Source organism: Streptococcus mitis (assembly GCF_946190275.1).
Taxonomy (GTDB): domain Bacteria; phylum Bacillota; class Bacilli; order Lactobacillales; family Streptococcaceae; genus Streptococcus; species Streptococcus mitis_DC.
In genome coordinates, this window is record NZ_CAMHZQ010000008.1 from 1 (window position 1) to 13,772 (window position 13,772).

The 13,772-nt window shown below is 40.7% G+C and carries 17 protein-coding genes and 1 other annotated feature; of the genes, 16 read left to right on the forward strand and 1 reads right to left on the reverse strand.

Annotated features, from left to right (window positions below):
• The 8 genes from N8M20_RS05550 to N8M20_RS05585 form a co-directional block, all read left to right on the forward strand.
• Window positions 1–905, forward strand: a 905-nt coding sequence (locus N8M20_RS05550) for a DUF1542 domain-containing protein (protein ID WP_261079370.1), incomplete at its 5' end; no start/stop codon positions are given.
• 353 nt (window positions 906–1,258) lie between these two features.
• Window positions 1,259–1,390, forward strand: a sequence feature (ribosomal protein L20 leader region).
• Window positions 1,391–1,405: 15 nt separating this feature from the next.
• Entirely contained in the window at window positions 1,406–1,936 is a 531-nt protein-coding gene (gene infC / locus N8M20_RS05555) for a translation initiation factor IF-3 (protein WP_261079371.1), read from the forward strand.
• Between the two features lie 32 nt (window positions 1,937–1,968).
• Window positions 1,969–2,169 carry a 50S ribosomal protein L35 gene (rpmI, locus tag N8M20_RS05560; protein ID WP_001125943.1) on the forward strand — a complete coding sequence of 67 codons (201 nt, stop codon included), beginning with the start codon at window positions 1,969–1,971 and terminating at the stop codon, window positions 2,167–2,169.
• A 51-nt stretch (window positions 2,170–2,220) separates the two neighbouring features.
• On the forward strand, window positions 2,221–2,580 hold the full coding sequence (gene rplT / locus N8M20_RS05565) for a 50S ribosomal protein L20 (RefSeq protein ID WP_000124834.1): 360 nt from the start codon (window positions 2,221–2,223) through the stop codon (window positions 2,578–2,580).
• A gap of 58 nt (window positions 2,581–2,638) precedes the next feature.
• Window positions 2,639–3,019 (forward strand): lactoylglutathione lyase, encoded by a 381-nt coding sequence (gloA, locus tag N8M20_RS05570; RefSeq protein ID WP_261079372.1) that lies wholly within the window; start codon window positions 2,639–2,641, stop codon window positions 3,017–3,019.
• Window positions 3,020–3,267: 248 nt separating this feature from the next.
• Window positions 3,268–4,068 carry a dihydroorotate dehydrogenase electron transfer subunit gene (locus N8M20_RS05575; RefSeq protein ID WP_261079373.1) on the forward strand — a complete coding sequence of 267 codons (801 nt, stop codon included), beginning with the start codon at window positions 3,268–3,270 and terminating at the stop codon, window positions 4,066–4,068.
• Window positions 4,031–5,017 (forward strand): dihydroorotate dehydrogenase, encoded by a 987-nt coding sequence (locus N8M20_RS05580; protein WP_261079374.1) that lies wholly within the window; start codon window positions 4,031–4,033, stop codon window positions 5,015–5,017. Before N8M20_RS05575 ends, N8M20_RS05580 begins: the two co-directional genes overlap by 38 nt.
• A 98-nt stretch (window positions 5,018–5,115) precedes the next feature.
• A complete protein-coding gene (locus tag N8M20_RS05585; RefSeq protein ID WP_314726181.1) occupies window positions 5,116–6,828 on the forward strand; it encodes a glucosaminidase domain-containing protein in 1,713 nt (570 codons plus the stop codon).
• Window positions 6,829–7,039: 211 nt separating this feature from the next.
• Here the strand turns inward: N8M20_RS05585 and pavA are convergent, their stop codons facing one another.
• Window positions 7,040–8,695 (reverse strand): Rqc2 family fibronectin-binding protein PavA, encoded by a 1,656-nt coding sequence (pavA, locus tag N8M20_RS05590; RefSeq protein ID WP_261079376.1) that lies wholly within the window; start codon window positions 8,693–8,695, stop codon window positions 7,040–7,042.
• A 104-nt stretch (window positions 8,696–8,799) separates the two neighbouring features.
• Here pavA and ybeY point away from each other — a divergent pair, with 104 nt between their 5' ends.
• Genes ybeY through secG form a run of 8 tightly spaced genes read left to right on the forward strand, consistent with a single transcriptional unit; the run spans window position 8,800 to window position 13,675 of the window.
• A complete protein-coding gene (ybeY, locus tag N8M20_RS05595; protein WP_101785183.1) occupies window positions 8,800–9,297 on the forward strand; it encodes an rRNA maturation RNase YbeY in 498 nt (165 codons plus the stop codon).
• Window positions 9,278–9,673 (forward strand): diacylglycerol kinase family protein, encoded by a 396-nt coding sequence (locus N8M20_RS05600; RefSeq protein WP_173304318.1) that lies wholly within the window; start codon window positions 9,278–9,280, stop codon window positions 9,671–9,673. The genes ybeY and N8M20_RS05600 overlap by 20 nt, the downstream gene beginning before the upstream one ends.
• Window positions 9,674–9,689: 16 nt before the next feature.
• On the forward strand, window positions 9,690–10,589 hold the full coding sequence (era, locus tag N8M20_RS05605; protein WP_000143264.1) for a GTPase Era: 900 nt from the start codon (window positions 9,690–9,692) through the stop codon (window positions 10,587–10,589).
• A gap of 48 nt (window positions 10,590–10,637) precedes the next feature.
• Window positions 10,638–11,462: a DNA-formamidopyrimidine glycosylase gene (mutM, locus tag N8M20_RS05610; protein WP_261079377.1), complete on the forward strand. Its 825-nt coding sequence runs from the start codon at window positions 10,638–10,640 to the stop codon at window positions 11,460–11,462.
• On the forward strand, window positions 11,462–12,067 hold the full coding sequence (gene coaE / locus N8M20_RS05615; protein ID WP_261079378.1) for a dephospho-CoA kinase: 606 nt from the start codon (window positions 11,462–11,464) through the stop codon (window positions 12,065–12,067). Before mutM ends, coaE begins: the two co-directional genes overlap by 1 nt.
• A complete protein-coding gene (locus tag N8M20_RS05620; RefSeq protein WP_261079379.1) occupies window positions 12,054–13,253 on the forward strand; it encodes a multidrug efflux MFS transporter PmrA in 1,200 nt (399 codons plus the stop codon). The genes coaE and N8M20_RS05620 overlap by 14 nt, the downstream gene beginning before the upstream one ends.
• Window positions 13,253–13,402, forward strand: a complete 150-nt coding sequence (rpmG, locus tag N8M20_RS05625) for a 50S ribosomal protein L33 (protein WP_001809104.1) — start codon at window positions 13,253–13,255, stop codon at window positions 13,400–13,402. Before N8M20_RS05620 ends, rpmG begins: the two co-directional genes overlap by 1 nt.
• Window positions 13,403–13,441: 39 nt before the next feature.
• Window positions 13,442–13,675 carry a preprotein translocase subunit SecG gene (secG, locus tag N8M20_RS05630; protein WP_000282517.1) on the forward strand — a complete coding sequence of 78 codons (234 nt, stop codon included), beginning with the start codon at window positions 13,442–13,444 and terminating at the stop codon, window positions 13,673–13,675.
• Window positions 13,676–13,772: the final 97 nt, after the last annotated feature.

Consider the following 13,772-nt stretch of genomic DNA (forward strand, 5'->3'; position numbering starts at 1 on the left):
TGACAGTCGCTCATAACGCCGCAGATGCCAATACAGTGATTAGTGCCACAGCGAAACATGGTAATAGTGATCTAAGTGCAGAAAATAGTGCACAAATGCCAAGTATAAAACCTCTGGCTTTAGCTGATATTGAAAGAATTTCAAACGAAAGTATTGCTGATATAGATAAAAATCCTGATTTAAAAGAGGATGAAAAAAATGTTGCTAAAGAAAAAGTTCGCAAGGAATTAGCAGTAGCGAAAGAAGCTATAAAAAATGCTCGCGATAATTCAGGTGTAGAGTCAATTATACGTAACTTTGTTTATAAAATACTTGGAGCAGTGCTTCCAATAACAGACTATGATCTTAATAGTTTGTTAGTAAAAGGTACTGTCCGAGTTTATCTGGGAGAAAAATTATATGAAGAAAACATTAAAGAAAAGATTATACTTGAAAAAGATGTGCAGGTATCTCGGATCATCTATCCTGATACACATAGTTTAGGACAGAAATTTGCAAAAGTAACGTTGAAATTACCTGATAATTCTACTATTGAAATTAATGTACCAGTAGAGGTTGTAGCTTTTCAAGGTGGAAATAGTGGTGTTCAATCAAGTATGCAACAGGGACAAAATAATTCTAAAATACCACAAAAACCTCAAGAGCAAGCTAGAACATCGCAAATTCAACAGGATAAACCACAAACATTACCACAGACTTCACCAGGTCAGGAACTCCCACCTACACGACCAGTTGAAATTCCTATAATAGAAGGAGATCCAAAGAATCAATCATTTACCACTCAGGTTGATAGAAATAAATTACCAAATACAGGTTCGACAGATACAACTGCAATGATGATTTTAGGAACAGCAAGTGCTTTGCTTGGAATCAGTCTTACAGGTCGTCGCCGTAAAGAAGACTAAGTGTAAGAGTTTAATAATTGTAAAAGGTTGGGAAGTTTCCCAATGTCATTAAGTTAGTGAGCGAACTATTTGAATAGGAGATATGATTGAGGTCATCAAAGTGATTCTCTATCCTATCTTCTATTTTTTGCATAACAAATGGAGGTTTCACTCTATTTTTGAGATTTATGTTACTCTATAGATGAAATCAACTATCGATTGGGTCTTTATCTTTCTTGGATATTTTCGATTTGATCGAATAATAGATAACTGTTTCTTGAGGTAGTTTTTCAACTGGAGGGAAGAAAGGGAATTTTCAAAAAAATAACTTTTTATCTTGACAAGAGCTCGAAAACTTGGTATCATATAAAAGTTGAGAAAAGCAGAAGTGAGAGCTTCTCGCCTTGTGACATTAAGTTGCCTGGCCCTACGGATGAAAAGTTTCTAAGAAACGCTATCATAACGTGCGGGCTTGTATATTTACGAGTCCGCTATTGTTTTTCTCTAATAAAACAAAAGAGGTGAAAACCATAGCAAAGCAAGACTTATTCATCAATGATGAGATTCGTGTACGTGAAGTTCGCTTGATTGGTCTTGAAGGAGAACAGCTAGGCATCAAGCCACTCAGTGAAGCGCAAGCTTTGGCTGATAACGCTAGTGTTGACCTAGTATTGATTCAACCCCAAGCCAAACCGCCTGTTGCAAAAATTATGGACTACGGTAAGTTCAAATTTGAGTACCAGAAGAAGCAAAAAGAACAACGTAAAAAACAAAGTGTTGTTACTGTGAAAGAAGTTCGTCTAAGTCCAACTATTGACAAGGGTGACTTTGATACAAAACTTCGCAATGCACGCAAATTCCTTGAAAAAGGAAATAAAGTTAAGGTATCTATTCGCTTTAAGGGTCGTATGATTACCCATAAAGAGATTGGTGCAAAAGTTTTAGCCGAGTTTGCTGAAGCAACTCAAGATATTGCCATCATCGAACAACGTGCTAAAATGGATGGACGTCAAATGTTCATGCAATTGGCGCCAGCGACTGACAAAAAATAATTGTCAGAAAGTTAAATAAAGGAGAAAAAATCATGCCAAAACAAAAAACACACCGCGCATCAGCTAAACGTTTCAAACGTACAGGTTCTGGTGGACTTAAACGTTTCCGTGCTTACACTTCTCACCGTTTCCACGGAAAAACTAAGAAACAACGTCGTCATCTTCGTAAAGCATCTATGGTGCATTCAGGAGATTACAAACGTATTAAAGCAATGCTTACTCGCTTGAAATAATAGCTTGACTGTAAGTAAACAATTCTAGGAAATATTTGGAGGAAATAAAACATGGCACGTGTTAAAGGTGGCGTTGTATCACGCAAACGTCGTAAACGTATTCTTAAATTAGCAAAAGGTTACTATGGAGCTAAACACATCTTGTTCCGTACTGCAAAAGAACAAGTAATGAACTCTTACTACTATGCATACCGTGACCGTCGTCAGAAAAAACGTGACTTCCGCAAATTGTGGATCACTCGTATCAACGCGGCAGCTCGTATGAACGGACTTTCATACTCACAATTGATGCATGGTTTGAAATTGGCTGAGATCGAAGTTAACCGTAAAATGCTTGCTGACTTGGCTGTTAACGATGCAGCAGCTTTCACAGCTCTTGCAGATGCAGCTAAAGCAAAACTTGGTAAATAATAACTGATAAGACTGGAACAGGATTGTCCCAGTCTTTTTAAAAATAAAGGAGAAAAATATGGCTTCAAAAATGCTACACACTTGCTTGCGAGTAGAAAATCTTGAAAAATCAATCGCATTTTATCAAGATGCTTTTGGATTTAAAGAATTGCGTCGCAGAGATTTTCCAGACCATGCCTTCACGATTGTCTATCTAGGTCTTGAGGGTGATGACTATGAGTTGGAGTTGACTTATAACTACGATCATGGTCCTTATGTGGTTGGAGATGGATTTGCCCATATCGCCCTAAGCACACCTGATCTTGAGACGCTTCATCAAGAGCATAGTGCCAAAGGCTATGAAGTGACTGAGCCAAATGGTCTACCAGGAACTGCACCTAACTATTACTTTGTCAAAGATCCTGATGGCTACAAGGTCGAAGTCATTCGTGAAAAATAATCTCGTGAAGTCAAGTAGAATGTTCGTTTTCTACTTGACTTTTTTTAGTTGAAAGAGTATACTAATTAAAATTTAACCTTTAAGGGGAGTCCAGAGAGACTCACAAGGTGTCAGATAAAAGAATAGTGCAATTTTCTAGAGGAGACTTTTTGAGTGTACTCTCTTGTGTTGTACGATTTTAACTGAGGCCTTGCACTAGCAAGGTCTTTTCTTTATCTGCTCCCCTTAAAATTTAAGGAGGAAAAGTCATGAATCCCACATGTAAGAAACGTTTGGGTGCGATTCGATTGGAAACCATGAAGGTGGTTGCACAGGAGGAAATCGCGCCAAAAATCTTTGAATTAGTCCTAGAAGGGGAAATGGTTGAAGCTATGCGAGCAGGCCAATTTCTTCATCTGCGTGTGCCTGATGACGCCCATCTCTTGCGTCGTCCTATTTCAATTTCGTCTATCGATAAGGTAAACAAGCAGTGTCATCTCATTTATCGGATTGAAGGGGCTGGTACAGCTATTTTCTCAACCTTAAGTCAAGGAGACACTCTTGATGTGATGGGTCCTCAGGGAAATGGTTTTGACTTGTCTGACCTTGATGAGCAGAATCAGGTTCTCCTTGTTGGTGGTGGGATTGGTGTTCCGCCCTTGCTTGAGGTTGCCAAGGAATTGCATGTGCGTGGTGTGAAAGTAGTGACTGTCCTCGGTTTTGCGAACAAGGATGCTGTTATTTTAGAGACGGAATTGGCCCAATATGGTCAAGTCTTTGTAACGACAGACGATGGTTCTTATGGTATTAAGGGAAATGTCTCCGTAGTCATCAAGGATTTAGACAGTCAGTTTGATGCTGTTTACTCATGTGGGGCTCCAGGAATGATGAAGTATATCAATCAAACCTTTTATGACCACCCAAGAGCCTATCTATCTCTGGAATCTCGTATGGCTTGTGGAATGGGGGCTTGCTATGCCTGTGTCCTAAAAGTACCAGAAAGCGAGACGGTCAGCCAACGCGTCTGTGAAGATGGGCCTGTTTTCCGCACAGGAACAGTTGTATTATAAGGAGAAAATCATGACTACAAATCGTTTACAAGTTTCTCTACCAGGCTTGGATTTGAAAAATCCGATTATTCCAGCATCAGGCTGTTTTGGTTTTGGACAAGAGTATGCCAAGTACTATGATTTAGACCTTTTAGGCTCTATTATGATCAAGGCGACAACCCTTGAAGCCCGTTTTGGCAATCCAACTCCAAGGGTGGCAGAAACACCCGCTGGTATGCTTAATGCAATCGGTTTGCAAAATCCTGGTTTAGAAGCTGTTTTAGCTGAAAAGCTACCGTGGCTGGAAAGAGAATATCCAAATCTTCCTATTATTGCTAATGTGGCTGGTTTTTCAAAACAAGAGTATGCGGCTGTTTCTCATGGTATTTCCAAGGCAGCCAATGTAAAGGCTATTGAGCTCAATATTTCTTGCCCAAACGTAGATCACTGTAATCACGGACTTTTGATTGGTCAAGATCCAGATTTGGCTTATGATGTAGTAAAGGCAGCTGTAGAGGCGTCAGATGTGCCAGTTTATGTCAAACTAACCCCTAGTGTGACCGATATCGTTACTGTCGCAAAAGCAGCAGAGGATGCAGGAGCAAGTGGATTAACCATGATTAATACTCTAGTTGGAATGCGTTTTGACCTCAAAACCAGAAAACCAATCTTGGCCAATGGAACAGGTGGAATGTCTGGTCCAGCAGTCTTTCCAGTAGCCCTCAAACTCATCCGCCAAGTTGCTCAAACAACAGACCTGCCCATCATTGGAATGGGGGGAGTGGATTCGGCTGAAGCTGCCCTAGAAATGTATCTGGCTGGCGCATCTGCTATTGGAGTTGGAACAGCTAACTTTACCAATCCATATGCCTGCCCTGATATCATCGAAAATTTACCAAAAGTCATGGATAAATACGGTATTAGCAGTCTAGAAGATCTACGCAAAGAAGTAAAAGAGTCTTTGAGGTAAACTGCAATCTGTCTGTTCTTGATTTTTTATTAGTTTGTAATGTTGATTATAGAGAATTTTGATATAATGAAATGAGTAAGAACAGAGGAAGTAAATTAATGAAGAAATTGAGATTTATTTTTTTAGCCCTGCTATTTTTCTTAGTCAGACCAGAGGGTGCAATGGCTAGCGATGGTACTTGGCAAGGAAAACAATATCTAAAAGCAGATGGGAGTCAAGCAGCCAATGAGTGGGTTTTTGATGCTCACTATCAATCTTGGTTTTATATAAAAGAAGATGCCAAATATGCTGAAAATGAATGGCTAAAGCAAGGTGACGACTATTTTTACCTCAAATCTGGCGGCTATATGGCAAAATCAGAATGGGTAGAAGACAAGGGAGCCTTCTATTATCTTGACCAAGATGGAAAGATGAAAAGAAATGCGTGGGTAGGAACTTCCTATGTTGGTGCAACAGGTGCCAAGGTAATAGAAGATTGGGTCTATGATTCTCAATACGACGCTTGGTTTTATATCAAAGCAGATGGCCAACACGCAGAGAAAGAATGGCTCCAAATTAAAGGAAAGGACTATTATTTTAAATCTGGTGGTTATCTACTGACAAGTCAGTGGATTGACCAGGCTTATGTGAATGCCAGTGGTGCCAAAGTACAGCAAGGTTGGCTTTATGACAAACAATACCAATCTTGGTTTTACATCAAAGAAAATGGAAAACATGCTGAGAAAGAATGGATTTTCGAAAATGGCCACTATTATTATCTAAAATCCGATGGCTATATGGCAGCCAATGAATGGATTTGGGATAAGGAGTCATGGTTTTACCTCAAATCTGATGGGAAAATGACTGAGAAAGAATGGTTATACGATTCTAAAAGTCAAGCCTGGTACTACTTCAAATCTGGTGGCTACATGGCGAAAAATGAGACTGTAGATGGTTATCAGCTTGGAAGCGACGGTAAATGGCTTGGAGAAAAAGCTACAAATGAAAATGCTGCTTATTATCAAGTCGTACCTGTCACAGCAAATGTTTATGATGCAGATGGTGAAAAGCTCTCCTATATATCGAAAGGTAGTGTCGTCTGGCTAGATAAGGATAGAAAAAGTGATGACAAGCGCCTGGCTATTACTATTTCTGGTTTGTCAGGCTATATGAAAACAGAAGATTTACAAGCGCTAGATGCTAGTAAGGACTTTATCCCTTATTATGAGAGTGATGGACATCGTTTTTATCACTATGTGGCTCAGAATGCTAGTATCCCAGTAGCTTCTCATCTTTCTGATATGGAAGTAGGCAAGAAATATTATTCGGCAGATGGGCTGCATTTTGATGGTTTTAAGCTTGAAAATCCCTTCCTTTTTAAAGATTTGACAGAGGCTACAAACTACAGTGCTGAAGACTTGGATAAGGTATTTAGTCTGCTAAATATTAATAATAGCCTCTTGGAGAACAAGGGAGCTACCTTTAAGGAAGCCGAAGAACATTACCATATCAATGCCCTTTACCTCCTTGCCCATAGCGCCTTAGAAAGCGACTGGGGACGAAGTAAGATTGCCAAAGATAAGAATAATTTCTTTGGAATTACAGCCTATGATACGACCCCTTACCTTTCTGCCAAGACATTTGATGATGTAGATAAGGGAATTTTAGGTGCAAGCAAGTGGATTAAGGAAAATTATATCGATAGGGGTAGAACTTTCCTTGGAAATAAGGCGTCTGGTATGAATGTGGAATATGCCTCTGACCCTTATTGGGGCGAAAAAATTGCTAGTGTGATGATGAAAATCAATGAGAAACTAGGTGGCAAAGATTAGTCCTATAATTGGATATGATTTGAGTGAGTAGTAATACTCTTCGAAAATCTCTTCAAACCACGTCAGCGTCGCTTTGCCGTATAGATGTTACTGACTTCGTCAGTTCTATCTGCAACCTCAAAACAGTGTTTTGAGCAACCTGCGGCTAGTTTCCTAGTTTGCTCTTTGATTTTCATTGAGTATAAGTTAAAAATCCTGATTTCAAGTAAAATCAGGATTTTTTCATGGATGCAATTTTTTCTGGATCTGGTGTAACGCGGAGGGTCTTTTGTCCTGTGTAAGTGACAAAGCCAGGTTTTCCACCAGTCGGTTTGTTGAGTTTTTTGATTTCAATCATATCCACCTGGACCAGATTTGATAGGCGACCTTGAGAGAAGTAGGCAGCTAACTCTGCTGCGTCTGTCTTGACTTCATCAGATGGGTCAAGATTTCCTGAGATGACAACATGGCTTCCAGGAATATCCTTAGCATGGAACCAAAGTTCCTCCTTGCGAGCCATTTTAAAGGTTAGCTCCTCGTTTTGCAGGTTATTGCGTCCTACATAGATGATGGTTTTGCCATCGCTTGCTAGATATTGTTCTGGTTTTTTGCGTTTCTGGATTTTCTCCCGTTGTCTTCTGCGGATAAAACCTGTTTGAATCAATTCTTCACGGATTTCAGCGATTTCTTCCAGTCCGGCTTGATTGAGGACGGTTTCCACACTTTCCAGATAGAGAATGGTTGCCTTGGTTTCTTCAATCAGATCAGTCAAGTATTTGACAGCTTCTTTGAGTTTCTGATACCGTTTAAAGTAGCGTTGGGCATTCTGGTTGGGAGTCAGAGCCTTATCAAGCACAATCGTGATAGGTTGGTTGGTGTAGTAGTTGTCTAGGATAACCTGGTCTTGGTCGTTAGGCACTTGGTGGAGGAAGGTTGTCAGCAATTCTCCTTTTTGACGAAATTCTTCAGCATTGTCTGTCGCCAGTAACTCTCTTTCTTGTTTTTTGAGTTTGTGGCGGTTTTTCTGAAGTTCATTTTCAACACGGCGAATGAGTTCACTGGCTTGCTGTTTGACGCGGTCGCGCTCAGCCTTGTCCTTATAGTAGGTGTCCAACAAATCAGAAAGACTGGCAAAAGGATCTCCCACCTGATTTACAAAAGGAACTGGACTGAAGGAAGTCTCAGTCAAGCATGGCTTGGTTTCTTGATTGAAAAAGTTTCGGAAAGTGGAAAGTTTTTCACTAACCAGTATCCTTTCCAATTCATTTGTCGTATCGCGTCCCAGACCTTGAAAGAGGCTTTGAAGATTTTTAGCTGTCGTTTCCTGTGTTTGCAGGATTTCAAAGAGTTTCTCGTCCTTGATCGTAAAAGGATTGAGAGCTTCCGTACTTGGCGGAGCGATATAGGTCGATCCAGGAAGCAAGGTACGGTAGCTATTTTGTGAAAAGCCAACGTGTTTGATAACTTCGAGGATTTTGTGGCTACTTTTATCAACCAGTAGAATATTACTGTGTTTCCCCATAATTTCGATAATCAAGGTAGCCTGAATATGGTCCCCAATCTCGTTTTTATTGGAAACTGTCATTTCCACAATACGGTCATTTTCAATCTGCTCGATCGACTCAATCAGGGCACCCTGCAAATATTTTCTCAAAACCATAATAAAGGTAGAAGGTTGGGCTGGATTTTCAAAAGTCGTTTGGGTCAGCTGAATGCGTCCAAAAACTGGATGGGCAGAGAGGAGTAGGCGATGACTTTGGCGATTGCTACGGATTTGCAAGACCAACTCTTGTTCAAAAGGCTGATTGATTTTCTGAATGCGACCATTCACTAACTCTCTTCGCAATTCCTCAACCATGTGGTGTAAAAAAAATCCGTCAAATGACATCGTTCTCTCCTTGTGATTGTATTCCATAGTATTATATCAAAAAGGTAGAATAAAATCATGGAAATGTGGTATAATAAAGCCAAGTAAAGAGAAACGAGAAGCACATGTATATTGAAATGGTAGATGAAACTGGTCAAGTTTCAAAAGAAATGTTGAAACAAACCCAAGAAATTTTGGAATTTGCAGCCCAAAAATTAGGAAAAGAAGACAAGGAAATGGCAGTCACCTTTGTGACCAATGAGCGTAGTCATGAACTCAATCTGGAGTACCGTGACACCGACCGTCCGACAGATGTCATCAGCCTTGAGTATAAACCAGAATTGGAAATTGCCTTTGACGAGGAAGATTTGCTTGAAAATCCAGAATTAGCAGAGATGATGTCTGAGTTTGATGCCTATATTGGGGAATTGTTCATCTCTATCGATAAGGCTCATGAGCAGGCCGAGGAATACGGTCACAGCTTTGAGCGTGAGATGGGCTTCTTGGCAGTACACGGCTTTTTACATATCAATGGCTATGATCACTACACTCCGGAAGAAGAAGCGGAGATGTTCGGTTTACAAGAAGAAATTTTGACAGCCTATGGACTCACAAGACAATAAACGAAAATGGAAAAATCGTGACCTGATATCCAGTTTAGAATTTGCCATCACAGGGATTTTTACTGCTATCAAGGAAGAACGCAATATGCGAAAACATGCAGTGACGGCTCTAGTGGTCATCCTTGCAGGTTTGGTTTTTCAGGTGTCACGAATCGAATGGCTCTTTCTCCTATTGAGCATTTTCTTGGTAGTAGCCTTTGAAATTATCAATTCTGCTATCGAAAATGTGGTGGATTTGGCCAGTCACTATCACTTTTCCATGCTGGCTAAAAATGCCAAGGATATGGCGGCTGGTGCGGTATTAGTGGTCTCTCTTTTCGCAGCCTTAACAGGCGCATTGATTTTTCTCCCACGAATCTGGGATTTATTATTTTAAACAGTAAGAGGAAATTATGACTTTTAAATCAGGCTTTGTAGCCATTTTAGGACGTCCCAATGTTGGGAAGTCAACCTTTTTAAATCACGTTATGGGGCAAAAGATTGCCATCATGAGTGACAAGGCGCAGACAACGCGCAACAAAATCATGGGAATTTACACGACTGATAAGGAACAAATCGTCTTTATCGACACACCAGGGATTCACAAACCTAAAACAGCTCTTGGAGATTTCATGGTTGAATCTGCCTACAGCACCCTTCGTGAAGTGGACACCGTTCTTTTCATGGTACCAGCTGATGAAGCGCGTGGTAAGGGGGATGATATGATTATTGAGCGTCTCAAGGCTGCCAAGGTTCCTGTTATTCTAGTGGTGAACAAGATTGATAAGGTTCACCCAGACCAGCTTTTGTCTCAGATTGATGATTTCCGTAATCAGATGGACTTCAAGGAAATTGTTCCAATCTCAGCTCTTCAAGGAAATAACGTCTCTCGTCTAGTGGATATTTTGAGTGAAAATCTAGATGAAGGTTTCCAATATTTCCCGTCTGATCAAATTACAGACCATCCAGAACGTTTCTTGGTTTCAGAAATGGTTCGCGAGAAAGTCTTGCACCTAACTCGTGAAGAGATTCCGCATTCTGTCGCAGTAGTTGTGGATTCTATGAAACGAGATGAAGAGACAGACAAGGTTCACATTCGTGCAACTATCATGGTTGAGCGCGATAGTCAGAAAGGAATTATCATCGGTAAAGGTGGCGCTATGCTTAAGAAAATTGGTAGCATGGCCCGTCGTGATATTGAACTCATGCTAGGAGACAAGGTCTTCCTAGAAACATGGGTCAAGGTCAAGAAAAACTGGCGCGATAAAAAGCTAGATTTAGCTGACTTTGGCTATAATGAAAAAGAATACTAAGTAGAGGTGGGCTCATGCCTGCTTCTTGTTTTTACAGAAGGAGGACTTATGCCTGAATTACCTGAGGTTGAAACCGTTCGACGTGGCTTGGAAAAATTGATTTTGGGAAAGAAGATTTCGAGTATAGAAATTCGCTATCCCAAGATGATTAAGACAGATTTGGACGAGTTTCAAAAGGAAGTGCCTGGTCAAGTTGTTGAGTCAATGGGACGTCGTGGTAAATATTTGATTTTCTATCTGACAGACAAGGTCTTGATTTCCCATCTGCGGATGGAGGGCAAGTATTTTTACTATCCGGACCAGGTTCTAGAACGCAAACATGCCCATGTTTTCTTCCAGTTTGAGGATGGTGGAACGCTTGTTTATGAGGATGTACGCAAGTTTGGTACTATGGAACTCTTGGCTCCTGACCTTTTAGACGCCTACTTTCTTTCTAAAAAATTAGGGCCTGAACCAAGAGAGCAGGATTTTGATTTGCAGGTCTTTCAATCTGCCCTTGCCAAGTCTAAAAAGCCTATCAAATCCCATCTCCTAGACCAGACTTTGGTAGCTGGACTTGGCAATATCTATGTGGATGAGGTTCTCTGGCGAGCTCAGGTTCATCCGGCTAGACTTTCCCAGACTTTGACAGCAGAAGAAGCGACAGCTATTCATGACCAGACCATTGCTGTATTGGGACAGGCTGTTGAAAAAGGTGGTTCCACCATTCGGACCTATACCAATGCCTTTGGGGAAGATGGAACCATGCAGGATTTTCATCAGGTCTATGATAAGGCTGGTCAAGAATGTGTACGCTGTGGTACCATCATTGAGAAAATCCAACTAGGTGGACGTGGAACCCACTTTTGTCCTCAGTGCCAAAGGAGGAATTGATGGGAAAAATCATTGGAATCACTGGGGGAATTGCCTCTGGTAAGTCAACTGTGACAAATTTTCTAAGAAAGCAAGGCTTTCAAGTAGTGGATGCCGACGCAGTCGTCCACCAACTACAGAAACCTGGTGGTCGTCTGTTTAAGGCTCTAGTCCAGCACTTTGGGCAAGAAATCATCCTTGCAAACGGAGAACTCAATCGCCCTCTCCTAGCTAGTCTTATCTTTTCAAATCCTGAAGAACAGGAATGGTCTAAGCGAATCCAAGGAGAGATTATCCGTGAGGAACTAGCTACGTTGAGAGATCAGTTTGCTCAGACAGAAGAGATTTTCTTCATGGATATTCCCCTACTTTTTGAGCAGGCTTACAGCGCTTGGTTTGATGAGACTTGGTTGGTCTATGTGGACCGAGATGTCCAAGTAGAACGTCTAATGAAAAGGGACCACTTGTCCAAAGATGAAGCTGAGTTTCGTCTGGCAGCCCAGTGGCCTTTAGAGAAAAAGAAAGATTTGGCCAGCCAAATTCTTGATAATAATGGGAATCAGGTCCAGCTTCTTACTCAGGTGTTCTCCCTTCTTGAGGGAGGTAAGCAAGATGACAGAGATTAACTGGAAGGATAATCTGCGCATTGCTTGGTTTGGTAATTTTTTGACAGGAGCCAGTATTTCCTTAGTTGTGCCTTTTATGCCCATCTTTGTGGAAAATCTAGGTGTAGGGAGTGATCAAGCTGCTTTTTATGCAGGATTAGCTATTTCTGTCTCTGCCATTTCTGCAGCACTTTTCTCTCCTATCTGGGGAATTCTTGCTGACAAATATGGTCGAAAACCCATGATGATTCGAGCTGGTCTGGCCATGACTATCACTATGGGGGGATTGGCCTTTGTGCCAAATATCTATTGGCTAATCTTTCTTCGTTTACTGAATGGTGTATTTGCGGGTTTTGTTCCCAATGCAACGGCCTTGATAGCCAGTCAGGTTCCCAAGGAAAAATCAGGCTCTGCCTTAGGTACTTTGTCTACAGGCGTAGTTGCAGGTACTTTAACTGGTCCCTTTATCGGGGGCTTTATCGCAGAATTATTTGGCATTCGTACTGTCTTTTTACTGGTTGGTTGTTTTCTATTTTTAGCTGCTATTTTAACTATTTGTTTTATCAAGGAAGATTTTCAACCAGTAGCCAAGGAAAAGGCCATCCCAACAAAGGAATTATTTACATCAGTTAAATATCCCTATCTTTTGGTCAACCTCTTTCTGACCAGTTTTGTCATCCAATTTTCAGCCCAATCGATTGGCCCTATTTTGGCTCTTTATGTACGCGACTTAGGGCAGACAGATAATCTTCTTTTTGTATCTGGTTTGATTGTATCCAGTATGGGCTTTTCCAGTATGATGAGTGCAGGAGTCATGGGAAAGCTAGGTGACAAGGTGGGCAACCATCGCCTCTTGGTTGCAGCCCAGTTTTATTCAGTCATCATCTATCTCCTCTGTGCCAATGCTTCTAGCCCCTTTCAACTAGGACTTTATCGTTTCCTCTTTGGATTGGGAACCGGTGCTTTGATTCCCGGAGTTAATGCCCTTCTCAGCAAGATGACGCCCAAAGCTGGTATTTCGAGGGTCTTTGCCTTCAATCAGGTATTCTTTTATCTGGGAGGTGTCGTTGGGCCTATGGCAGGTTCTGCAGTAGCAGGTCAATTTGGCTACCATGCTGTCTTTTATGCGACAAGCCTTTGTGTTGCCTTTAGTTGTCTCTTTAACCTTCTTCAATTTCGAACATTATTAAAAGTAAAGGAAATCTAGTGCGAGTAAAAATTAATCTCAAATGCTCCTCTTGTGGCAGTATCAATTACCTAACCAGTAAAAATTCAAAAACCCATCCAGACAAGATTGAGGTTTTAAAGTATTGTCCCAAGGAAAGAAAAGTAACCCTACATCTTGAATCTAAGTAGATTTTATGGTAAAATAATAGGGATTTTAAGGAGTTTGATATGTATAACCTATTATTAACCATTTTATTAGTATTATCTGTTGTGATTGTGATTGCGATTTTCATGCAACCAACCAAAAACCAATCCAGCAATGTATTTGATGCCAGCTCAGGTGATTTGTTTGAACGCAGTAAAGCACGCGGTTTCGAAGCTGTAATGCAGCGTTTGACAGGGATTTTAGTCTTTTTCTGGCTAGCCATTGCCTTAGCATTGACGGTATTATCAAGTAGATAAGAAAATAATGGGCAGGACTAGTTCTTTGCCTCTTTTTATTTTTAAAGGATGTTTGAGAAGGTTTTACAGTAAAAGAAAATTAAAAATCTAGAAAGAA